The sequence below is a fragment of the Paenibacillus sp. FSL M7-0656 genome, from assembly GCF_038003225.1.
GTDB classification, from domain to species: Bacteria; Bacillota; Bacilli; order Paenibacillales; family Paenibacillaceae; genus Paenibacillus; species Paenibacillus amylolyticus.
Map to the genome: position 1 here is coordinate 1,886,508 of NZ_JBBOOT010000001.1, position 22,473 is coordinate 1,908,980.

At 45.8% G+C, this 22,473-nt stretch carries 19 protein-coding genes, 1 tRNA gene and 1 riboswitch; of the genes, 7 read left to right on the forward strand and 13 right to left on the reverse strand.

The window, feature by feature from the left end:
• Positions 1-8: 8 nt before the first annotated feature.
• From MHI01_RS08085 to MHI01_RS08100, 4 genes are all read right to left on the reverse strand, one after another.
• On the reverse strand, positions 9-890 hold the full coding sequence (locus MHI01_RS08085) for a carbohydrate ABC transporter permease (RefSeq protein WP_036609591.1): 882 nt from the start codon (positions 888-890) through the stop codon (positions 9-11).
• Between the two features lie 101 nt (positions 891-991).
• On the reverse strand, positions 992-2,305 hold the full coding sequence (locus MHI01_RS08090) for an extracellular solute-binding protein (RefSeq protein WP_340982899.1): 1,314 nt from the start codon (positions 2,303-2,305) through the stop codon (positions 992-994).
• 258 nt (positions 2,306-2,563) lie between these two features.
• The gene (locus MHI01_RS08095) at positions 2,564-4,657 is read right to left on the reverse strand and encodes an acyltransferase family protein (RefSeq protein WP_340982900.1); all 2,094 of its coding nucleotides are present in this window, start codon (positions 4,655-4,657) and stop codon (positions 2,564-2,566) included.
• 574 nt (positions 4,658-5,231) lie between these two features.
• The gene (locus MHI01_RS08100; protein ID WP_076318443.1) at positions 5,232-5,792 is read right to left on the reverse strand and encodes a flavin reductase family protein; all 561 of its coding nucleotides are present in this window, start codon (positions 5,790-5,792) and stop codon (positions 5,232-5,234) included.
• Positions 5,793-6,023: 231 nt separating this feature from the next.
• On the opposite strand from MHI01_RS08100, the gene catA reads away from it, so the two are divergent.
• Entirely contained in the window at positions 6,024-6,671 is a 648-nt protein-coding gene (catA, locus tag MHI01_RS08105; protein WP_340903547.1) for a type A chloramphenicol O-acetyltransferase, read from the forward strand.
• A gap of 82 nt (positions 6,672-6,753) precedes the next feature.
• On the opposite strand, the gene MHI01_RS08110 is transcribed toward catA, so the two are convergent.
• Complete coding sequence (locus MHI01_RS08110) at positions 6,754-9,393, reverse strand: adenosylcobalamin-dependent ribonucleoside-diphosphate reductase (protein WP_340982901.1); 2,640 nt, start codon at positions 9,391-9,393, stop codon at positions 6,754-6,756.
• A gap of 383 nt (positions 9,394-9,776) precedes the next feature.
• On the opposite strand from MHI01_RS08110, the gene MHI01_RS08115 reads away from it, so the two are divergent.
• From MHI01_RS08115 to MHI01_RS08125, 3 genes are all read left to right on the forward strand, one after another.
• Positions 9,777-11,540 (forward strand): DEAD/DEAH box helicase, encoded by a 1,764-nt coding sequence (locus MHI01_RS08115; protein WP_340982902.1) that lies wholly within the window; start codon positions 9,777-9,779, stop codon positions 11,538-11,540.
• Between the two features lie 3 nt (positions 11,541-11,543).
• Positions 11,544-12,737 (forward strand): YqhG family protein, encoded by a 1,194-nt coding sequence (locus MHI01_RS08120; protein ID WP_340982903.1) that lies wholly within the window; start codon positions 11,544-11,546, stop codon positions 12,735-12,737.
• A 277-nt stretch (positions 12,738-13,014) separates the two neighbouring features.
• The gene (locus MHI01_RS08125) at positions 13,015-13,899 is read left to right on the forward strand and encodes a hypothetical protein (RefSeq protein WP_340982904.1); all 885 of its coding nucleotides are present in this window, start codon (positions 13,015-13,017) and stop codon (positions 13,897-13,899) included.
• A gap of 134 nt (positions 13,900-14,033) precedes the next feature.
• Here the strand turns inward: MHI01_RS08125 and MHI01_RS08130 are convergent, their stop codons facing one another.
• Positions 14,034-14,252: a YqzE family protein gene (locus MHI01_RS08130; protein WP_047842397.1), complete on the reverse strand. Its 219-nt coding sequence runs from the start codon at positions 14,250-14,252 to the stop codon at positions 14,034-14,036.
• 194 nt (positions 14,253-14,446) lie between these two features.
• Between MHI01_RS08130 and MHI01_RS08135 the strand changes: the two genes are divergently transcribed.
• A complete protein-coding gene (locus MHI01_RS08135; RefSeq protein ID WP_047842396.1) occupies positions 14,447-15,193 on the forward strand; it encodes an N-acetylmuramoyl-L-alanine amidase family protein in 747 nt (248 codons plus the stop codon).
• Here MHI01_RS08135 and MHI01_RS08140 read toward each other — a convergent pair.
• A complete protein-coding gene (locus MHI01_RS08140) occupies positions 15,168-16,007 on the reverse strand; it encodes a divergent polysaccharide deacetylase family protein (RefSeq protein WP_445744899.1) in 840 nt (279 codons plus the stop codon). The two genes, MHI01_RS08135 and MHI01_RS08140, sit on opposite strands and share 26 nt — an antisense overlap.
• 405 nt (positions 16,008-16,412) lie before the next feature.
• Here MHI01_RS08140 and MHI01_RS08145 point away from each other — a divergent pair, with 405 nt between their 5' ends.
• The gene (locus tag MHI01_RS08145) at positions 16,413-18,107 is read left to right on the forward strand and encodes a carbohydrate-binding protein (RefSeq protein WP_373461327.1); all 1,695 of its coding nucleotides are present in this window, start codon (positions 16,413-16,415) and stop codon (positions 18,105-18,107) included.
• Between the two features lie 145 nt (positions 18,108-18,252).
• Here MHI01_RS08145 and MHI01_RS08150 read toward each other — a convergent pair.
• Positions 18,253-18,336 (reverse strand) — tRNA-Leu (locus tag MHI01_RS08150).
• Positions 18,337-18,512: 176 nt separating this feature from the next.
• The gene (gene pelA, locus MHI01_RS08155) at positions 18,513-19,466 is read right to left on the reverse strand and encodes a pectate lyase (protein ID WP_200869417.1); all 954 of its coding nucleotides are present in this window, start codon (positions 19,464-19,466) and stop codon (positions 18,513-18,515) included.
• Between the two features lie 427 nt (positions 19,467-19,893).
• Positions 19,894-20,025: riboswitch (cyclic di-AMP (ydaO/yuaA leader) on the forward strand.
• Positions 20,026-20,030: 5 nt separating this feature from the next.
• On the opposite strand from pelA, the gene MHI01_RS08160 reads away from it, so the two are divergent.
• A complete protein-coding gene (locus tag MHI01_RS08160) occupies positions 20,031-20,495 on the forward strand; it encodes a C40 family peptidase (RefSeq protein WP_036609611.1) in 465 nt (154 codons plus the stop codon).
• A 73-nt stretch (positions 20,496-20,568) separates the two neighbouring features.
• Here MHI01_RS08160 and MHI01_RS08165 read toward each other — a convergent pair whose 3' ends face one another.
• The 4 genes from MHI01_RS08165 to MHI01_RS08180 all read right to left on the reverse strand — a co-directional run bounded on the left by MHI01_RS08165 (position 20,569) and on the right by MHI01_RS08180 (position 22,386).
• Complete coding sequence (locus MHI01_RS08165; protein ID WP_017689352.1) at positions 20,569-20,898, reverse strand: carboxymuconolactone decarboxylase family protein; 330 nt, start codon at positions 20,896-20,898, stop codon at positions 20,569-20,571.
• A gap of 141 nt (positions 20,899-21,039) precedes the next feature.
• Entirely contained in the window at positions 21,040-21,258 is a 219-nt protein-coding gene (locus MHI01_RS08170; protein ID WP_036609613.1) for a hypothetical protein, read from the reverse strand.
• A 119-nt stretch (positions 21,259-21,377) separates the two neighbouring features.
• Positions 21,378-21,707 (reverse strand): hypothetical protein, encoded by a 330-nt coding sequence (locus MHI01_RS08175; RefSeq protein ID WP_036609615.1) that lies wholly within the window; start codon positions 21,705-21,707, stop codon positions 21,378-21,380.
• 97 nt (positions 21,708-21,804) lie between these two features.
• The gene (locus tag MHI01_RS08180) at positions 21,805-22,386 is read right to left on the reverse strand and encodes a xanthine phosphoribosyltransferase (protein ID WP_036609617.1); all 582 of its coding nucleotides are present in this window, start codon (positions 22,384-22,386) and stop codon (positions 21,805-21,807) included.
• Positions 22,387-22,473: the final 87 nt, after the last annotated feature.

Genomic DNA, 22,473 nt, shown 5'->3' on the forward strand with positions numbered 1-22,473 from the left:
CCTCCTCTCTATTGATTCTCTTTTCGTTTGCGACTGGTTAGCCACTGGCTTGTTCCGATCAGAAGCAGCGAGATCAGTACGATGGTTGTTGAGATCGCACTACCAAAACCATATCGGTATGTTGTAAAGGTTGAATTGTACATATACGTTGCAAGCAGTTCTGTCGCATGTGCCGGACCACCCTTGGTCATGATGTAGACCAGATCAAATGATTTCAGACTACCCGAAATACATAGAATGATCGCTACCTGAACCGTACCCCAGATTATGGGCAAAGAGACCGATACCAGTTTCCGGATTCCTGAAGCACCGTCTATTTTGGCAGCATCATGAATCTCGCCTGGAATATTCTGTAGTGCCGAGATAAAGATAATCAGATACAACCCGACAAAGCTCCAGAGCAGCGGCGGTACCAATGAGAAAATGGCAATCTTGTCATCGGAAAGCCATTGCAGCTTCCAACTTTCCAGCCCCAGTGCGTCCAGCAGAAAGTTCAATATCCCGATCTGCGGATGATAGATATACTGCCAGATCATACCGATAACGACAGTGGATAACACCATCGGCAGAAATACGGCTGAGCGCAGAAACCGCTGTAACGGATTACTTTTGTGTAATATGACCGCCAACATCAGCGCTAACGGAATTTGTCCAAATACCGATGCCAACACAAAAATAACGTTATTTTTCAGTGCCCGCCAGAACACAGGATCATGCCAGATCTCCACGTAATTATCCATACCAATATATTTGGATGCGCCGATACCGGACCAGTTGAAGAAACCGTAGTATGCCGACCACACGACCGGTACAAATACAAACAATGCATAAATGATGACTGCCGGGGCCAGCCCCAGCATAATAAAACGCCGACTGCGCAGTGCGTTCATCTGTTCACTTCCCTTCCATAAATGCCTTTACCAACTTGCAACTGACTATCTCATCCATACTTAAAACCCCTCCCCTGCCGGGAAGGGGTTTTAACGAATGGTTACTGACTAACTGCATTGGCTTGAGCCGCCTGAATTTTAGCCGCAATGTCTTCGGCCTTGCCGCCCATAAGCAACTCTTGCAATGCATTATTAATAACCTCAACCGTTGCCGATCCCAGCTTGGAATCGTATACTGGCGTGATCTTCACTTCCTGCATCAGATCATATAATTCAACGAACAATGGATGTGCTTTGGTTTTGTCCAGATCAATCTTGTAACTCACCAATGTGCTGCTATCCAATGTGGCCTTCTGACCATCAGGTCCTGCCAGCGCGTAGAACAGCTCCATCGCTGCCTCTTTTTGCGGACCGCTCAGCTTTTTACTTACACCCAACCCGGTTCCTACTACACCGGATGTTGTTCTTGGTTCACCCTGACCTCCGTCCACTGGAGGAAGAATCGTAATATGTGTGTTGTTCAACACCTCTTCAGGTGCATTGTTCACCAGATTTGCCAAGGCCCATCCGCCGTTCATGACCATCGCTGCCTTACCTTGGAAATAAAGCTGCATCATCTGTGTCTCATCGATACTATTGAATCCATCCTGGAATGCCTTGGTGTTGCCAAGCTCCTGCATCTTGTTCAAGGCTTCAATAAATTGCGGATCGGTAAAACTTGCACCATCTTGTGCTGCCGCTTTCAGGAACCAGTCTGTGCCGGTAATCCGATCAGCCAGTGTACTGAATATCGTTGATTGAGCTACCCAGTTGGCTTTGTTGCCAAGTGCCATGGGAATGACTTTATTTTGATTAAAAGTAGCAATCGCTTGTTCCAGTTCCGCCCAGGTCTCAGGCACTTTTACGTTGTACTGTTTGAAAAGAGCTTCATTGTAATAAATGAAGGAACTTGGCGCCAGATTCATCGGCACGGAGTAGATATTCCCGTCTACGGTGTATCCGTCCAGTGCATTCGGGATAAAGTTATCTTTCCACTCCCGCTTTGCGTCCAGCTCTGCATTAATGGGCTGTAACAGATCCCCTTTGACAAATTCCTTCGTCATGGCATCCGGCCACATCACGAACAGGTCTGGCATCTCGTTGGCAGCTGCCACCGTACGAAGCCGGGTTTTGAGACCATCTGTTGGCAAGCCTTCATCCACAACTTCGATATCTGGATGCGCCGCGCGGAAATCTTCAATAATTTTGCGCATCGCAACCGCCTTTGCATCCTGTCCGGTCCAGTTGTGCCAGAGTGTGACGCTTACTTTGTCATTGCCGCTGCCTCCTTCTGAAGTGTCCCCGCCAGCACAGCCAGCCAGAATAATGGAGAACAATGTTATTGCCAGGAAACCCGAAAGCCATTTTTTCAACATCTCTATAATCCCCCTCGGCGATTTGAATACACTTATTGTAAATGTTAACGCTATCATACCGTAAGGTGACGATCCACGGATGCAGGGGTGAAAAATATCGGTTCCCCTGTTTGAAACTTACTTTGCTGGCTTATTTGTTCATAACATATAAAAAGAGCCCTCACAATGAGAGCTCTTTCTTGTTGCAGCCGTCGGCTGCTTCACCCCAGGCTATATATAATGAATAAGTGCTAAATCGTATTAAATATGGATTGCGTATTATTGGATACTGTTTTTCACCAGTTCTGCAAAAGCTTCGGACCCTTGCGTAGTGAGATGTACGCCATCTTTTTCAAAATATTCGTCATGTCCCTCACTTGCACTGTTCCAGTCAATCAACGAGACATTGCTGTATTTGGATGCTGCCTCATTCAACGCCCTGTTCACCGTTCGTTCCCACGGACGAGGTACGCGCACAGTAACCAGATATACCCGATCCTCATCTTTCAGATAATCAAGCACAGCATTCAAGTTTTTGGAGTTAAAGGAACCATTCGTCCCGAGCTCCAGCACCACTTTGCTGCCCATTTGGTTGTTTTGCTTCAGACCTTCCAATACATCGCCTGCCTGCCACATCTGACGACCAACATGTCCGTCCACATACACTCCCGATATACTTTGCTCCAGATACGGTTTTGCATCCAAAATGACCGAATCTCCAATAACGGTATAATGAACTTTTCCATCCTCGGCAGGAGGAGCCGTTTCTTCATTGTCCTGAGATGAATCAGGTGCATCATCCGTATGATCCGTATTATCGGATTGATTCGATCCGGCGTCATCCGGTGTATCATTCTCGTTCGTCACGGAGTCATCAGCCGGCTTATCTTCAGACTGACCGTCCTTGCCAGCATTCACTGAATTGTCTTGGTCGTCAGGTTTTGAGTCTGGAGCAGGCTCTCCTGTTGGCTTCTCATTTTTCCCCGGATCATCTTTCGTTCCTGCTTCCGGTTTATGGGTATGAGCATCGTTCTTTTGGCCAGAGCCTGACGTTCCTGTAATAGCTGGCAACACATCCTGTCCCTGTTCCTCCGCTACGGAATTCTCTCCATTTAATGTGTTGGACATCGATACCGAATGGGAATCGGAGTTCGCTGCATGGGAGACCATCATCTGAGATACCGTATAGGACAACAGCAGAATCGTCATCAACAGACCTGCCCGCTTCCACCATACGTTACGTATACCGATTGATGAACGCCCTCTTCCCCATAATCGGGACCAAGAATCACGGAATCCATTGTACCGAATCGGATTTTCAATATATTTAAGGGACAATGAGGCCAGTACAACCGTTGCAGCAACCTGTAAAATGATGCGTACAGGATGTGCTCCTCCCGTATCCACCGCGGGATTGGTTAAAATAATGACTGGATAATGCCACAGATATAATCCGTAGGATCGCTCTCCGATCCAGCGTAATGGCTTCGCGCCAATGATACGTGCCAGTAAAGACGATGGGTGAGCCAACACCGCTACCAGCAACGTTGTTGCGATAGCCTGAAGAACCATGCCCCCTTGATACAGAAACGGATCATATTCACTGCTGTTCAGCATCATGTAGATTAACAAAGCGAGCGCAGCAAGTCCCGACACATCGAGCACAAGCCGGTTCATGCCAGACAGAGAGTTCGATAGCTTGCGACTAGGCCACACCACGGCAAGAGCAGCACCAGCAAGCAGTGCAAATGCCCGCGTGTCTGTTCCATAATATACACGGCTCGGGTCCAAATCCGGATTATACATGATGGCCATTGCGCCAGCAGATAATTCAGCTGCGACGACAATGAAAACGACCAGCCATCCCTTTCTTTTGAACACTACGATTGCTGCGATCAGTAGAAGAGGCCATATAAGATAAAATTGCTCTTCCACAGCCAGTGACCAGAAATGTCCAAACGGTGATGGAGGGCCAAAACTTTCGAAATAGGAAACGTTGTGAAAGATATACCACCAATTGCTTATGTATAATACACCCGAAACGATATCACCACGAAGCGCAGCAAGCCGGGATGGATCTGTACAAGCCAACCAGATCATCACCACAGCTGTCATGGTCAGCATGCCTGGAAGCAAACGCCTTACCCGTCTTACCCAGAAATCACCGAGTGAAATGCGTCCATGTTCCTGCCACTGTGACACGAGAATATCTGTAATTAAATATCCCGAGAGAACAAAAAATATACCTACACCGAGCAGTCCGCCCGGAATAAAATCCAAATTTAGATGATACGCGATTACCGCAAGTACAGCGATGGCTCGCAAGCCGTCAAGTCCGTTCATATGTCTCTTACGATTTAACGATTGTGACATGCATGCCCCTCCTTGTTACTGTGAGTCAACAACATCGGTGTTGGGGGCATAAAGGAACTCCTGATCGTTCTGGTTGTCATTAACATACGTATTGCACCTTCCATCTTTCATTTACAACATAAGAAAAGCTTCTGTTCGAAGCACGATCCGATGATGCGACATTCTGTGTGAATTCTATAATCTTAAAGAAGACGAGTTGCCTGTCCATTAAGTTTAATTATTAAAATATTCTTTATATTCATTCGTGAGTTCACGTTTAGCATTATACGCCCGTATTAAGCCTTATACTTTACAGGAATAGTTACAAACGATTAAACCGATGTAACCTTTCCTGCCAGCTCATATAGCTGTAAAATCATACTCTAATTTTGTCGTTAAATATAGTACTTTTCATCGAGTGGCTAAAATTACCTGTCCCGCTTGCGCAAACCAGCATACCCACGCACACATCGATTGAAACAATTGAATTCATAACAAAAGGCTGCCGACTTGCTCAGCAGCCAATATCCATTATAAACCTATGTCAGACCGGATTGAAAGTTTTGCTCATAATTGCTTCTTCTTGCCTAGGACCCTAGAGGTGGAACGGGTGAATCTTTTCTTCTGTCCTCGCATCCATGATCCGGTATGCTGAACGCCCTGTGTACATTGGGATTTGCAACTTCTCCAGATCAACCATTCCATTCTCCAGAAAGTACTTCTGATCCTGATATCGCTGCAATACTTCGCCTGCAATCCATTCATGGTCACCATATGTCGTAATCTCCATAACCTTGCATTCATAAGCAAAATAAGCATCTGTCAAAATGGGTACACTTACCTTGATTCCTTCCTCATACGGAATGCCGAATCTTGTGAATTTATCCGTATCTCTCCCACTGAACGTTCCTGCAGCTTGAATCCACTCCGATCGATGACCTGGCAGGAAATGAACACCGAATACGCCACTCTTCTCAATGAGTTCATAGGAGTATGTTTCCTTACGAAGGGAGATGCCGTATACGCCTGGTGATGATCCGATGTATGTATGCCATCCGGACGCCATCACATTCTGGACTCCCTCATGACGTGAAGTCACCACCGCTACCATTCCAGGATAAGAATAAAATATGGGTTCTTCTATCGGCTGACGCATCTAATCCCCTCTCTTCTTCGTTATAAAGACAATTTTAATTATAAAGGAAGGAAACAGGTTGAAAAAGCGTTTTGCAGACGATTTCGCTATAAGCGACATATTCACTATCATGGTATACTGAAATGGTCAATTTCTAAAAATACGATACTGGGAATGTGATAGGATATGGTCAAATCAGTCAAATATACCTCCTAAATAAATCCATTATTCAAATTTAGGAGGTTATAACTTATGTTTAATTCAATCGTGTTAGATCAGTGGGATCGAAAGCCATACTTTGACCACTACTTGAATCAGGTCAGATGTACCTACAGCATAACTGCTAATCTGGATATCACTCTATTGATCAACGAACTGAAGCTTAAAGGATTGAAGTTCTATCCCGCTCTTATTCACATGATCTCTACGGTTGTCAATGCACACAGGGAATTTCGAACTTGTTTTGACGCCGAGGGGAGATTGGGCTACTGGGACGAAATGTCTCCGAGTTATACAATTTTTCATGAGGACAACAAAAGTTTCTCAACGATCTGGACAGCATTCCATGAAGATTTCGAGACGTTCCACATTCGTTATCTGGAAGATATGAAGAATTACAAAGATCACAAACAATTTGTTGCCAAACCCAATGAACCGCCAAATACTTTTCCCGTTTCCAGTATTCCTTGGGTGAACTTTACGGGATTTAATCTGAATATTTACAATGAGGGAACCTACTTGTTGCCTATTTTCACGATGGGGAAATATGTCCAACAGAACGATAAAGTATATCTTCCCTTATCCGTTCAGTTACATCACGCCGTGTGCGACGGCTACCATGCTGGTGTTGTATTTAATGAATTGCAGTCACTTGCAGATCGATGCCAGGATTGGTGTTAGTTAGCTAAATGACAAAAAGGCATTCCTGACTTCATGATGGAGTCAGGAATGCCTTTCTTTTGCTCTTTTTTTCAAAAGATATTTAATTGCATTTACTGTACCCACAGTTGCTGCATGTTTTGCATCCTTCCACATTCATCAGGGATGCCGAGCCGCATGAAGGACATAAATCTCTCGATTCGATAAAGGTTTTCTGATCCTCCACTTTGGGATACGTGCTCTCCACTTGATTCTGTTCTATTAATGCTCCAGTTTCGTTCTCCTGCACATCGCTCTGTACATGACATTCCAATGCTTTGGCGACTGCATCAGCAATCGATTCAACCCTATTGGCCCCGAAGCCAATCGCTCCCGAACCACCGATTCCCTTGAGATGTTTGATCAACAGTTCAACCTTGTGCCCATGATCTCCGTATCGAAGGAACAGAGAGCATACTCGACCGAGTGCCTCAGCCATGGCAAACACGTCCGATCCCGCTTTGCCCACGTTCAGGAAGATCTCACCCGGCGTTCCCTCCAGATCATTGATCGTAATGTAAGCCATCCCAAATGGCGTATTGATTTTGTATGTCGCACCGCGCAGTACTTGAGGACGGCTTCTGTATTGTTTATCCAGCACTGTAGAAGAGGACGGGGCTTGATCGAAAGAATGCGTTCTAACACCAACCTGGCTATTCGAAGTTCCATCACTTGCCTGTACTTCAGCATTATTCGGGTTTTCTATAGCAGATACGACTGTCTTCTCTTCAGCTTCCGCCGTGTTCTGATCTTCACCTTGGGTCTCTTCCTTCTTCGACGTGGACAACACCTGCATATCCCTGCTGCCATCACGGTATATCGTTACTCCTTTGCAGCCAAGGTCGAAGGCCAGTTCGTACAGCTCAGCCGTATCCTCCACTGTAAAATCAGCCGGACAGTTGGCCGTCTTCGAGATCGAACTATCCACCCATTGCTGAATCGCTGCCTGCACCCGTATGTGATTCTCAGCCGACAGATCCATCGCCGTCACATAATAATCTGGTAAAGCTTCACCCGGATGTTCATCCAGCCAATCTTGTGCAATCGGTACGAACTGTTCATCATAACCTAGACGGCTTTGACGGAAATACTTGAAGGCGAAATACGGCTCAATACCTGTTGATGTGCCCACCATCGTACCTGTACTTCCCGTTGGCGCTTGTGTGATCAGTGTGACATTTCGAATGCCCTGTTTACGAATGGCCTCTCCCACTTCAGGGTACGTCGCAACCATGTTTTTCATGAATCCACTCTGTAAATACGGTTCAGCTTCGAAAGCTGGAAAAGCTCCCTTCTCTGCTGCAATCTCTGCCGATGCCAGATAGGCCTCCTTCGCCATGAATCCATACAGTTTATCCAGAAAAACAAGAGATTCAGGACTGCCGTATCGAATACGCAGCTTAATCATCAGCTCTGCCAGTCCCATTGTGCCAAGCCCAACCCGGCGTTCACGCTGCTGATTCAGTCTATTTTCCTCAAAATGATATGGTGTTGCATCGATGACATTATCCAAAAATCTAGCCGAGATACGAGTGGTTTCCGCCAGTTCATCCCATGCCACATCATGATTTGTTTCATCGTAGAATTTGGACAGATTGATCGCAGACAGATTACATACACCCCAGGCAGGCAGACCCTGTTCCGCGCACGGATTAGTACAGATAATCGGATTGAAGTACCAGCTGTTGGACATCTGGTTATAGTACTCCATGAATACCACACCAGGCTCTGCCGATTTCCAGGCTGATTCAATAATGGTATGCCAGATTTCGCGCGCCTTCAGTGTACGATAGTGCACCACCGAATGACCTGCGGCTTTCCATTGCTGCATATCCCCGTTCCACTCGATGTCGTAGTCCGGATCGTTCGTATCGGGGAAAACCAAGTCCCAATCTCCGTCCTGCTTGACAGCCTCCATAAATGCGTTGCTCACACATACAGACAGATTGGCATTGGTCACCTGCCCCATCGTTTGTTTCACAGTAATAAAATCAAGCACATCCGGATGCCAGTCATTCATCATCAGCATGAGCGCACCCCGGCGGCTTCCGCCCTGTTCAATCAGTCCAGTCGTATAACTGAACAATCCGCCCCACGATACGGAACCGCTGGATGATCCGTTGACACCTTTCACCACCGCTCGGCGAGGACGCAAAGAGGACAAATTAATGCCTACGCCTCCCCCACGTGCCATAATCTCCGTCATCTCGGTCAAGGTTCTCATGATGCCACCCCGACTGTCTTGCGGAGATGGAATGACATAACAATTGAAGAGTGTCAACTCATCGCTTGCCCCCGCACCCGCAGCAATTCGGCCTCCGGGTACTAACTTCCAATCTTCCAACACAGAGCGGAACTTGGACTCCCACGTTGCCCGCTTATCGGCTGTGGATTCGACAGAAGCCATCGCTTTGGCAAGACGGTCCCACATCTCTTCCGGTGTTTTTTCTATGTTGAGTGTCAATTTCTCCACACTTGTCTCGATCATCTCTCCGCTTCGAGTTCTTACCTGTACAAGCTGACCCTGGCGTTCTATGATTTCGCCCACTTCCTTGGTTGGGAACTTCGGATCATCCTTCGTTAATACCAATACCACATCTCCGACCTTGGCATGATTCGAATCAGCGTCCTTCCAGGCGTATCGGTCCAGAAATATTTTTTCGCTAAGTCCTTCTAATTGGTACGATCGTTGGTTCGATTTCATCGCTACGTTCAACCTCCCCGGTATAAAGCTCCATTTTAACTATAAGAATAAATTATGACCAAACACCACATATAGTGATATAAAAACAGTATATTACACCATATATTGATTTTCCATGCGACTTTTATCACAGGCCTTATTTTATAGACCCCCCTGCTCGGACAAACTTCTTCACACACCCTCATACGCATGAATACGACATCAGTGAATTTTTTGGGACACAAAAAATCTGGGGATAACAGCGATTGGAAGGTTGTTCTGTCATCGTAGTGTTCGTGCAAATAAAATGTAGTTCAACTTATATAGTTATGAACTGACTCTCATTCGTCCATACTATTACCTACGAATAAAACGTCATCACGTATGGCAGGGGAGGAAACACCATGAACCGGAAAAACCCGCACCACATGAATCAACCTGTAGCCGAGCTGCCCGTTCCGTTGGAATTTGATCGGACCTGGATTAATCAATTGGAATCACGACTGGATAAAGGAGGTCCTTGGGGGGATTACCGACTCTTTCAACTCGGCATTCAAGCCGAAGAGACCAACCTTATTCCCAATTTTGACGAGATCCAATGTCTCAAGCATCTACAAGGCCTTACCCCACTCCCTCACCAGATGGACACTGCACGCAGAGTATTATTTGAAATGTCAGGCCGGGCCATTCTCGCCGATGAGGTGGGTCTGGGCAAAACCATTGAAGCCGGTCTCATTCTGAAAGAATATATGGTTCGGGGTCTCGTATCCAAGGTACTCATTCTCGTGCCAGCCTCTCTTGTGTTGCAATGGGTACGGGAGTTGAATTCAAAATTTGGCATCCCTGCTATTGCCCAGAAAAAGGCCTATTCCTGGCAGAATGAAGTGGTTGTTGCTTCCATGGATACAGCCAAACGTGACCCGCATAAAGATATGCTGCTGGATACCGACTACGACATGATTATTATTGACGAGGCTCATAAACTCAAAAACAAGAAAACAACCAACTATCAATTCATGCTGAAATTGCGCAAAAAGTATTGTCTGCTGCTCACAGCTACACCTGTGCAGAACGATATGAGTGAATTGTTCAATCTGATCAACCTACTGAAGCCCGGTCAACTAGGTCGTCAGGGTGACTTTGCGGCCAACTTTGTTGTAGACAAACGGGTTCCGAAAAATCAGGAACAGCTTAAGAACGAGTTATCCAAAGTCATGATTCGTAACCGCCGCGGCGAAGGCCCTGTTCAATTTACCAAACGGAACGTCTCCAACGTGAATCTGCAACTATCGCCCGAAGAACAAGCGCTTTATGATGGCGTGACTTCCTTTGTTAAAGACCAGTACCAGGAAGCTGGCGGCAACCTGAGCAGCATGCTCTCCCTGGTTACATTGCAGCGTGAAGTGTGCAGCAGTCGGGATGCTGTATTCGTGACGCTGGTTAATCTGTCGAAGAAACTTCCGCTGGACTCTCCCCTTCGGGACAAGATTTGGGAACTCGTTGCCCATATTAAAGCGATCAAGGAGAATACCAAAGCGGAGAAAACGATGGAACTGGTTCGGAACATGAATGAAAAAGTAATTATCTTCACTGAATACCGGGCCACGCAGGAGTATCTGCTAAACTATTTCCGCAACAATGGGCTTACGGCTGTACCCTATCGGGGTGGCATGAATCGAGGCAAAAAAGACTGGATGATGGATCTCTTCCGCGGGCGTGTGCAGGCCATGATTGCAACCGAAGCAGGTGGTGAGGGCATCAATCTGCAATTTTGCCATCATATGATCAACTTTGATTTGCCTTGGAACCCTATGCGGGTTGAGCAGCGGATCGGTCGGGTACACCGGCTGGGACAGCAGAATGACGTGAACATTTTCAATTTATCTACGACGGGAACCATAGAGGAACATATTCTGAATCTGCTGCATGAGAAGATCAATATGTTTGAGATGGTGATCGGCGGGCTGGATGTCATTCTGGAACGGCTGGAGAAAAAGGAGTCTATTGAGAAAAGTTTGTACAAAATCATGCTGGAATCACAAACTGATGAAGATATTCGCCGTAAAATGGATTCACTTGGACAATCGCTGAACTCTATTCAACGTGAGGTTTCAGATGAAGGGCCTGCCGTATCCGGGTTGTTAGATCTTCGCAAAGGAGGTAGCTAACTCATGACCATGACTCCCCATGAAGTGCAGGCTTATGTTCTCACCTATCTGGAAGCACTGGATTGTCAGATTATGGAGCGTTCCCCTGCCCATGTTACAGTCAAACTCTCGCCTGAGGCGGACAAAGCGTTGACCAATCGCCCCTATTATTGGGGGTTCGTGGAACGAACCGGAGCACCCGCTGAGACAATGTCCTTTACATTTATATTTGATCCTGACAGTTATCAGCAGGCCATTGAAGCAGCAGAAGCCACAGTTGCGCAAGCATCACCTCCTGCTGTTCCTAACCCTGATGGAACGAATGGCGTAACCAACGGTAGTCCTCAAGGCGATCCACCAAAAGAAACTATTCTAGGCCGTTACTTCGGAATTACGCCATCGCTGCCACAGCTGGGGCCAGGACGAATATTGCGTGAAGAAGTGGTGTACGGCAGTCGCAGACTGCAGCAGATTTTCGGCGCTGCCCGTGAAGGCGGTGCCTTCGTGAACCTGTTCGAACAGGCGGCCAAACGGCAATTGCGGGCTACAGCGCCAGCCGTATATGAGCCTTGGCTTGGTGTCTGTTTCAAGGTGGAATTCGCCTGTGATTTGAAACGGGAGGAACTGCATTTTCTCGGCATCTCCCTTCGCTCAGGTGAAATTATAGAGAAATTCGGCACGAAGCTGAATCGACGTGACCTCAGTCCGAGGCTCGCGGAGAACATGCATGTGCAGACAGCTAAAGTTTCGTTATCCGATGCAGGGGCTGCTTTGGAATCTCATTTGACGAACCACTTGCAGAAACTCGATTACAGCTGGGCAGAGAAAGCTCAAGAGCGACTTGATCTGGAGCTGGACGTGTTGGACACCTACTATGAGGCGGTACTTCGGGAAGATACCCCTGAGGTAGAATCACCAGGTAACATAACCTCAGACACAGAGAATGTCACTTCTGACCGCACGCCACCTGTACCACTGATAAAAGTTGTGGATATAACTAACGCTAAACCCATTGGAGCAGATGTAGAACTGGCGGCAGAGGCCGCAGTACCGATCGACTCCGAGACAGATGCCGAAGAAGAGAAAGCAAAACAGGCGGTAATCGATCGTGAGGCTATGAAACTGCAGTATGAGACACGCCGGACCGAGATGATCTGGCAATATGAACCTAAAGTGAAAGTGACTGCCATTAGTAGCGGCATGTTTCACTTAAGATAGACGAAGACACTACTTTTCCTGCAAATGCTGGCAAAAGTAGTGTTTATTTATGATCAGCTACCCGACAGGTTGCAGCAACCTTTGCATAGCCTGTCCCCTAGAATGAAACTAGGACCCGCTCAGGTAACGGATAAATGAAAAAGTAGGTGTAAATTTGAAACGATTCTTTCATACGTGTTGGAACAACGCTCGGAAAACAACCTGTATAACCTTAGGCTTGCTCAGTTGGCTTGCCCTATTCTCTTTTTGGTCGATAGCCAATGCAGAGGAACTAAAAATGTCTTCGCTATCCCCCGCATCATCAACAGAGTATAGCCCCAAACATCATGCCATTCAGAATGAAAAGCTAGCTCCCGCTGCTGTGCAACAGTTTGCAGAGCAACAAGCTGTTACACTTGGTACAGCTAACGGCGAAGTGCATTGGAAGAACGCCGACCTGGACTTCTACCCTCTGGGGCCGGGTTTACATAGCTGGCTTGTACAAGCTGAGTTTGAAGGCAAACCTATCGGATATATGATTATTACGGCCACAGAGCAGGGTCAGTTGATGCTTAGTGAATATGGTCATGGAGAACAGTCACCATACAACAATGAACTTCTTGGACAAGCCTTGGATCGACAACATGTGAACCTTAAGGCATTACTTGCTGGCGGAGGAGAGCTTCATCTTGGTTATGCTCTTCCTCTACTGGCTTATTGGAAAGTGGAGCAACCTAATCATCCTGCACTTTATATTGATGCTACGAACGGAGATGTACTACCGTCAGAGTTCCTGAAGCTGCTGGAGGCTGATTCCAAACATGCCTCTGCCAGCATAACTGATTTATCCACAACGCTACCTTTATCAGTCGATCCACTTCATCTCCGCCCCGTCTTCAATCCGGCTGACAATCTGTTGTGGATTACCTCCAAACCTGTTGCTGCCGACCGGGCACAGGATGTGATACAACACGGGGAGAATCAAGAGATTGTTTTCTCAGCGGGTGATCGTAATGCCGTATACGGTGGTCCTCTACCCGTTAGCGGTTATCAGCTATGGCATGCAGATCAGGAAGCAGAGTCCATTCTATATGTATCGCTAGGTGGAAAATCATCCATTCAACGCTTTGTCCCTTTAAGCACATTGCAGCAAGATGGCCATTTTTACCTCGTAAATCCTTGATCATCAGCAAATTCTTAACATACAGTCAGATAACCTGTAAAAACAACAAACATCCACAACAAATAAGACGCCTTCCCATTTTATTAAGGGATTGCGTCTTTTGGTTTACCATTAGTGAAATAGGTAAGCGATAGTCACCCTTTTCCCGAAGAACTTCGTTTATGAGACTGTGTATCGAATTCTTTTTCCTTTTTCCCCACCCACAGAGATACAGCGAAAGGAATCATACCAAACCACTTCATCGCCCACGGCTCTTTCCTTTTGGTGCGGCTTTTCCGCTCATCCTTCGGCGTATCGATATAATGAACAACACGCTGCGTAATGTATTTTACTAACTCATCACTTTTGGCCATAATTCTGCCTCCTTCGCTCCTGCACATTCGCGGAGCTTACGATAGTTCTATTGTGTGCAGGATGTGCAGTGGTTAAACATTTTTTTATTGAAAGAAGTATGAAAACCCTCAAAATGCACAGTCTAATGCCAAAGGTATCCATACAGTCTGTAATCTGCATCGAGTACCTATTTCATGAAGGAGTGTGTATTCCCATGTATAAGCTGCTGACCGCTTCGGTGGCCTTGCTCATTAGCTTCCATTGTCTTCCCATCCTGCCCCACCATGTCGCGCATGAAAAAGCAGCCCCGTCCCAGAACAGTCCATCCATGCTGCCAGTGACCGATGGAGATGCTTATCGCTCAAGTCATCATGCCTTTGCAGCACCCGTTATCCTGCTCGACGTAGGCCATGGCGGTATTGACGGTGGTACGTCAGCCCAAGGTGTGCTGGAAAAAGATATCAACCTCGCCATTAGCCAAAAGGTCTATCTCCTGCTTCGCAGCAAAGGTTATGCCGTTATCATCAATCGGCTTGGTGATTATGCACTTAGCGATGAGAACCGCTGGCTGAACAGCCGCTCCCGTCATACCAGAGATCTTGCCCAACGTAAAAGCCTTAGCGAAGAAGTAAGTACAGATATCGTGGTCAGCATTCATGCGAACTGGAGTCCCCGATCGAATGCACACGGCCCGGTGGTATTGCACCAGAAAGAAGGCAGGAGTTATTTGCTGGCCCAATCCATTCAGGACGCCATGAACGAGTTATACGAAACGGAGCACGGGGTCGTATGGGGCAAGCCCTTTTATATATTGAATTACGTGAAGCAACCTGCCGTCATCGTCGAAACCGGATTTTTGAGCAATGCGGCAGATCGAACCAGAATGAGTGACCCCACTGAGCAAAAACGAATCGCCCAGTCCATTGCCAATGGCATTATTTATTATCTGTCGGTAGTGTAGGAGCAGAATGCCATTGCCACACATCTCGAACCAGATCACCGATTCCTACAAATTGAACCTGATTTTGCAGACGGGAGACAGATTCACGAATTACTGCGGATGTGTTCATCCCTGAATGGCCGACATGACCAATGACAACACAGATATCCTTATCGATCGCACGCTGAGCAGCCAGATCCAGTTGCTTGCGAATGTGTTGCTTGGAGTTTTGATCATCCAGGAAAATGTCATTACCTACAGGTGGCATGTTTTTGGATACGGCCAGTTCCCCCACTACGGAGCGAAAGTTCGTACGGCTGTCTACAAAGAAGAGGCCCCGCTCTTTGCATACATCGAGCACAATGGACATGATGCGTTTGTCCGAAGTAATTTTGGAACCCATATGATTGTTCATGCCAATGGCGTGTGGCACATCATCAATCGCTTTCTCCACACGTTCCCGTACTTCTTCATCTGTTAGATTGGATGTGATTGCACCCGGGCCCAGCCATTCCGGTCGTCCTTTCTTGGGTTCCATGGGCATATGCACAATCACATCCATCCCCTTTTCATGTGCAGCTATCGCATCTTTCTTCGTTGTTGGCAAAAAAGGCATGACCGCTACCGTTAGTTTAACTGGCATCGCCAGGATCTCTGCCGTACCCTTCATGTCATTACCAACATCATCGATGATAATCGCTAACCGTTTGTGATTCGATGTGGATTCTGAAGCTGTCACTGTAGGCCCACCTGCCGATATGCCTGCGTAAAACACAATCAATAATGCCATGATAGTTGCAATGAATCGATAATTCTTTCTCTGTACCTTCATCATGATTCCCTCCCCGTAACTTCTGTGATCTCATTGTTTGATAATGAAGGGAGGAATATGTAAGCCAAAGCCTTCCTTAATGATAATATCCCCGCCATTGAAGACCTCTATCTCTAGTGAAGATCTCCATCATTCCAGTTTTCTCCTTAGCATTCAGACAATAACTGTCATTGAACAGTTGGAAAATAGAGATTAATTAGAAAAAATACTGTAATTTGTCAGGTTTTCAGTTTAGGAATTATTTAGTAGAATCAACAAATGAAAGAGGTTCTATGCTTCATTTCTATCCTATGATTTATGGAAGGAGGTTTTGAAAGGGTTTACATAAAATAAATGCCAGACAATCCGCTATTTTGTTTGTTATTCCTGGTTGCGGTTTCTCTATGTAACTTACTATTATCGAGGAGGATGAAAGTAGTGAAATTCAAACTAAAAAAGACGATTAATGTTCTTTTGGCCTGTTTAACAGCCCTGCCTTTGATGTTAACCCCGACAAATGTGTCAGCAGCCAGTGATGCCAACATTAATTTGTCCTCGGAAAAACAGCTGATCAAGGGCTTTGGGGGCATTAACCTTCCTGCCTGGATTGGTGATCTGACTCCCGCTCAACGTGAAACTGCTTTTGGTAATGACCAGAATCAATTAGGCTTCTCCATTCTCAGGATCTACGTTGATCCAGATTCTAATAACTGGTACCGTGAAGTTGCCACAGCCAAGCGGGCTATCGAAAAGGGTGCTATTGTATTTGCATCCCCATGGAATCCTCCAAGCAGCATGGTTGAAACGTTCAACCACAATGGTGACACAAATGCCAAACGTCTGAAATACGACAAATATGCCGCATATGCGCAACATCTGAACGACTTTGTAACCTACATGAAAAATAACGGCGTAGATCTGTATGCCATTTCTGTGCAAAATGAACCCGATTATGCTCATGACTGGACCTGGTGGACTCCACAAGAGATCCTTCGATTCATGAAAGAAAATGCCGGGTCCATTCAAGGTACCAAAGTCATGGCGCCTGAATCCTTCCAATACTTAAAGAACATATCCGACCCAATCCTGAATGATCCGCAGGCACTTGCCAACATGGACATTCTGGGAGCACATACGTATGGAACCCAGATTTCGAATTTTGCCTACCCTCTCTTTAAGCAAAAAGGAGCCGGTAAAGAACTGTGGATGACTGAGGTGTATGTTCCGAACAGTGACAACAACTCAGCAGACCGCTGGCCTGAAGCATTAGACGTTTCCTATCACATGCACAATGCCATGGTAGAAGGTGATTTCCAGGCCTACGTGTGGTGGTACATCCGCAGACAGTATGGTCCGATGAAAGAGGACGGTACCATAAGCAAACGCGGGTATAATATGGCTCATTTCTCTAAATTCGTGCGTCCAGGCTACCTGCGAGTCGATGCAACGAAAAATCCGGATACAAACACATTTGTCTCAGCCTATAAAGGTGATAACAAAGTCGTCGTCGTGGCGATTAACCGTGGAACTTCAGCCACAAGCCAAAAATTCGTTCTGCAGAATGGTAATGCCTCTACTGTGTCCTCATGGATTACGGACAGCAGTCGAAACCTGGCAAGCGGAACCCCGCTTACCGTATCCAATGGAGCCTTCACGGCACAGCTCCCGCCTCAGAGCGTAACAACGTTTGTTGCCAACGTTACTGGCGGAAATAGCGGCGGGAATACAGGCAGTGGCACTACGTATGAAGCCGAGACCGGAACGTCACTTACGGAAGCTGCCATTGAAACAATCTACCCCGGTTACACTGGCTCCGGGTATGTTAACTTCAATGCGATGACTGGTTCAGCCATTCAATGGAACGGCATTAATAACACGACAACAGGTACCAAAAACGTAAAGTTTCGTTATGCGCTGGAAAGCGGCACACGGAACCTCGACATTTTTGTGAACGGAACCAAAGTCATCAGCAACGAGCCCTTTCCGGCTACGGGAAGCTGGTCCACTTGGGTTGAAAAAACAATACAGGTCCCCATGAACACGGGGACCAATACATTGAAAGTGGTCACCACTGGATCGGAAGGACCAAATATTGACAGCGTTAATGTTACCGCAGCACAATAAACGTTCCGTATGGCTGATGGAAGACATTTGCTGTACGTGCAGCTAAGCACTAACCTCTTGAATACTCATCACTAAAGTTAGTGTTATATCAAAAAATGCAAAAAAAGACTCCTTAAGCGTTAGCTTAAGGAGTCTTTTTTTTAGATGCGGTCGAGAGGACTCGAACCTCCACGGGGGTTAGCCCACACGGACCTGAACCGTGCGCGTCTGCCAATTCCGCCACGACCGCATATTGTATCTCCGTCATCCATATCGGCGACAAGAAATAATATATCATGCGTAATCTATCATGTCAACACTGAAAATAATAACAATAAAGCCCGAATCAGACGTCCATGTCGATTCGGGCTTTACCTTTAACTGCTGCTAATAGTTTGGTTCATTAAAACGGAAGCATACTACAAATTACAGCTTGGAAGGCCAGTTGCCATACCATGCATAACCGCCTCTTCTTTCTTTATCAATATCACTTAATTTGTATTTAACTACCCCGTCACGACCAATGAAGATTGGTTTATCCGTTCCGATCTCATAGAAGCGTGCCCAAATTGGTGCAGCTTTGGAATCAGCGATAATTTTACTATCTCCATTAGCTCTTTCATACTTGTAACCCGTTATTTTCACTTTGTTAAACCAAGCCTCCGCTCCTTTAATGGATGCGGTAATTTTAGCGTTAGCAGGTCTGGTTTTCAAAAATTTAACAATCGTTACACTCTCTCCAGCTGTCAACGATGGCACTTCGTAGATTCTTGCGCTCGCTGGTTTAAGAGAGCTGGAATCATGTTGTTGTCCCCATGCTGTCAGCTTACCACCTGAAACGACCTGTGTATTCAGAATCGCCTCCACACCTTTGGCAACTGAATTTTTACTGCGGTTAGCAAGTGTGCTGTCGATAAATGAGAAATCACCTTTTCGTGCTGCTACTTCATCCAGCATGATCATTACATTAATCATGGCATCATCATTGTAAGTGATGTGCTTGTGGTATCCGGAGCTTTGGTAAACTTGTGGCCACCCGCCGTTTGAATACTGCATGTTGATCAAAAAGTTAATTCCTTTGATTGCAGCTGTGGAGTAACGCGGATCATTCGTCTTTTTAAATTCCTTCGCCAATCTTCTAATTTCTGAGTATGTAGCCTTGTTGTCTATCGTGGACTTTGCCCACTCTCCACTTGTCTGTTTATAATCTTTTCTCCAACCTCCATCCGGCAGCTGGTTCTTCAAAATATCAGAAATACTCGCTGTAGTACCCGACGCATCTGCAGCAGATACCGTCCCTACAGGGAGAACTGCCATTCCAACTACTGAGAACACCATCGTACATGCCAGGACAAAAGTAATTATTTTCTTCGCTTTCAAATGTAACACTCTCCTATGTTCGTTTTTATAAATCTTCCACTTCTACTTTACGTATGATATACGCCCCAAACCTCCTTTATTTGTATTTATCGCATAATAAAATCAATTTTCATCCAATATGTGGATTGGATAATCAGATAATATGCAAAAAATCGATTTTTGTCAATATATGCAACTTAATGAATATAATCTCTCTAATTCTACATAACGGGATAGTTCTTTTAACTCATGACAAACCTATTTATTTATCCAAATTCGTCTTAAACGAACCAATAATGACGTTTTTGTCATGAATGATACCCAAACTTGATCCCTTCTTTCATATAAAAACCTTAATTCCGCTAACATTGAGGTATTACGAAGGGTTTTAAATGGGTTTGACAATTACGCATTTATGCAATATAGTTTCAAATAGTTACAAAAACTTAATTATTCATTGCCGAGTTTCATGTTTGAAAACGGGGGAACCAATTTGGGTGAATTATTCTTATACATAGGAAATATAGGGAACCTTCTACCGAACCCTTAGCTAACTCCGTAGGCATCGAAGGGAGAACATTGATTTTGAAAAAACTGATTATCTCCATTTTTGGAGCAGCTGTATTATTTACATCCGGGGCAACAAGCACAGAGGCAAGCAGTATCAACTCCGTAGTGAACAACATGACAGGTATTCCTTACAAATGGGGTGGCACAACTGTAGCCGGCTTCGACTGTTCTGGTTTTATGAGATATCTTTTCAACAAATACAGCATTGAATTACCACGTACTTCGCAGCAGCAAGCCAAAGCAGGTACTCCCGTATCCAAGAGCAATGTTCGGACAGGTGATCTGGTGTTCTTTAATACAACAGGCAAAGGCATTTCACATACAGGTGTATATATCGGCGGCGGACAATTCGCTCATGCCTCCAGCAGTAAAGGTGTAAGCATCACGAAGTTATCGAATCCATACTTCAATGATCGTTATGTAACAGCACGTCGGGTAACTGGACAGTTTATGTATGATAAAATGTTAGGTAAAATGTGATTCACATACAAAAAGGCATCGGTTATTAACCGGATGCCTTTTTTGCACTTAAAAATGTATGTTGCATTGCTTACTAATGCAGCGCCTTCTGCACTCGCATCGCACCCTGAGACAGGGCATGTCCTCCACCAACAGCTCCAGCCACGGCTACGGTCTCCATAATCTCCTGATCTGTTGCGCCCTTAGCACGGGCTTCTTCTACATGGTAGAAGGTACATACCTCATTGTTGGCGAATAATCCAATGCCAAGCGCAATTAGCTGTTTTGTCTTCGCATCAATCACACCAGGTTGGAAACATTCTCCGGTAAACTCATGATACGACTTCACCACACCTGGCAGCACATCGCTTAATGCTCCAATCTGATCCTTGTAGGCATGAACTTTATCATTCATCAATGTCATGGCTTGTAGCACACCCTCTCGGCTATAGTTACAGATCTTCCTCACTGTACCTATCTTCTCTCCCGAGTGAGCCAATTATGCCAAGAAATCATGGTAATTCCAAACATTTAAAGCTCATGGCCCTGCCATAATTATCAGCTGTTACTCACTAAGTGGACTCTGGCGCGGCTCGCTGAACAGCTGATAGCTGTAACCTCGGTCCAGCTTAACGACACGTCGATTCTGACGACGGATAAGTACCTGCTCGCCATCCCAGGCAACCACAATCCCTTTCACGTCGTTCGATTCCAGCTCGTCCCGTACGACTCTAACTTTCTCACCTGACAGACGCAGGGCGTCCAATTCTGTATCACTAATCATCTTCATGGCTCCTATATTTCAAATTTATTTACAAAAAGAGACCTAAATGAAAAGTCATTTAGGTCTCACGTGACTGTATTGGACTGTCATGTCATTCGAAATTATGTCCCGACTGAAAGTTACCGCTGCGCGTGCTCTTTGCTGTCGTTCTTCTCGAACCAAAAATCAAGCACTTTGGCGGACATCACACGTTCTTCAAGGTACTCCACTTGATGCGGTGTAAATTGTTCTTTCCAAGAGAAGGACAACTCTTCGCACAAGCCTACAATCGTCAGTAATTCTGACCAGGCAACATAGCGTTTGTACCAGAAAAATTGAGGATGTTCAATCATATAGGGATAAAGGTCATCGAATTCCGTATGTTTACAATCCAGGGCACGTTCAAAATGAACTTTCGATTCCGCCAGCTTATCATTAAAAAATTGTTCTGTTGCCGGTTGGTTCCCCATGGTGTTGCCTCCTCTCCCTAACATAACCCCATTATAAATGAAATCGGCGGTCATGCAAAGGCATAGTTCAAAAAATAGGCCCTATTCCTTTAAAATGTCACATTTCGTTATCGTCAAATTGTACTGTTCCATCGTTCAGGGAACGAATGCGTACCAAGGCTTCCACCGGAATACCCTGTTCACGAATCGTGCGTGCCCCTGCCTGGAAACTTTTCTCGACCACAACGCCGAATCCGACGAGTTCCGCGCCAGAACGCTCGATAATTTTGATGACGCCACGAGCGGCATCTCCATTGGCAATGATATCATCAATGAACAAAATGCGGTCATTCTCATGAATGAACTCGCGGGATACCATAATGTCAGTTACAATTCCTTTGGTAAAGGACGGTACACGTTCACAGTAAGCATCAGGATCAGCCAGAAGTGTTTTTTTGCGACGGGCGAATACAAGTGGCACCCCCAGTTCATAGGCTGCGGCAAACGCAACCGGAATCCCTGAGGATTCTACCGTGATTACCCGAGTTACTCCACTTTCACGAAAACGGGCAGCGAACTCACGTCCCATCTCCATCGTTAATGCAGGATCAATCTGGTGGTTCAACAGACCATCCAGCTTTAATACTTGATCCGAGATAACCACACCTTCTTGTAAAATTCGTTGTTTCAATAATTCCATGATTTGACCTCCCAAGCCTATCCTATGAGGTAAAAGTATCATATATCTATCTATAAGTTCAAGCGAAATTGCCTTGACGCTGTCCTT

Excerpts from the sequence above, each read along its gene's own strand:
- MHI01_RS08085 (WP_036609591.1), bottom strand. The coding sequence starts at position 890 with ATGAACGCACTGCGCAGTCGGCGTTTTATTATGCTGGGGCTGGCCCCG.
- MHI01_RS08090 (WP_340982899.1), bottom strand. The coding sequence starts at position 2,305 with ATGTTGAAAAAATGGCTTTCGGGTTTCCTGGCAATAACATTGTTCTCC.
- MHI01_RS08095 (WP_340982900.1), bottom strand. The coding sequence starts at position 4,657 with ATGTCACAATCGTTAAATCGTAAGAGACATATGAACGGACTTGACGGC.
- MHI01_RS08100 (WP_076318443.1), bottom strand. The coding sequence starts at position 5,792 with ATGCGTCAGCCGATAGAAGAACCCATATTTTATTCTTATCCTGGAATG.
- catA (WP_340903547.1), top strand. The coding sequence starts at position 6,024 with ATGTTTAATTCAATCGTGTTAGATCAGTGGGATCGAAAGCCATACTTT.
- MHI01_RS08110 (WP_340982901.1), bottom strand. The coding sequence starts at position 9,393 with ATGAAATCGAACCAACGATCGTACCAATTAGAAGGACTTAGCGAAAAA.
- MHI01_RS08115 (WP_340982902.1), top strand. The coding sequence starts at position 9,777 with ATGAACCGGAAAAACCCGCACCACATGAATCAACCTGTAGCCGAGCTG.
- MHI01_RS08120 (WP_340982903.1), top strand. The coding sequence starts at position 11,544 with ATGACCATGACTCCCCATGAAGTGCAGGCTTATGTTCTCACCTATCTG.
- MHI01_RS08125 (WP_340982904.1), top strand. The coding sequence starts at position 13,015 with ATGTCTTCGCTATCCCCCGCATCATCAACAGAGTATAGCCCCAAACAT.
- MHI01_RS08130 (WP_047842397.1), bottom strand. The coding sequence starts at position 14,252 with ATGGCCAAAAGTGATGAGTTAGTAAAATACATTACGCAGCGTGTTGTT.
- MHI01_RS08135 (WP_047842396.1), top strand. The coding sequence starts at position 14,447 with ATGTATAAGCTGCTGACCGCTTCGGTGGCCTTGCTCATTAGCTTCCAT.
- MHI01_RS08140 (WP_445744899.1), bottom strand. The coding sequence starts at position 16,007 with ATGATGAAGGTACAGAGAAAGAATTATCGATTCATTGCAACTATCATG.
- MHI01_RS08145 (WP_373461327.1), top strand. The coding sequence starts at position 16,413 with ATGAAAGTAGTGAAATTCAAACTAAAAAAGACGATTAATGTTCTTTTG.
- MHI01_RS08165 (WP_017689352.1), bottom strand. The coding sequence starts at position 20,898 with ATGACATTGATGAATGATAAAGTTCATGCCTACAAGGATCAGATTGGA.
- MHI01_RS08170 (WP_036609613.1), bottom strand. The coding sequence starts at position 21,258 with ATGATTAGTGATACAGAATTGGACGCCCTGCGTCTGTCAGGTGAGAAA.
- MHI01_RS08175 (WP_036609615.1), bottom strand. The coding sequence starts at position 21,707 with ATGGGGAACCAACCGGCAACAGAACAATTTTTTAATGATAAGCTGGCG.
- MHI01_RS08180 (WP_036609617.1), bottom strand. The coding sequence starts at position 22,386 with ATGGAATTATTGAAACAACGAATTTTACAAGAAGGTGTGGTTATCTCG.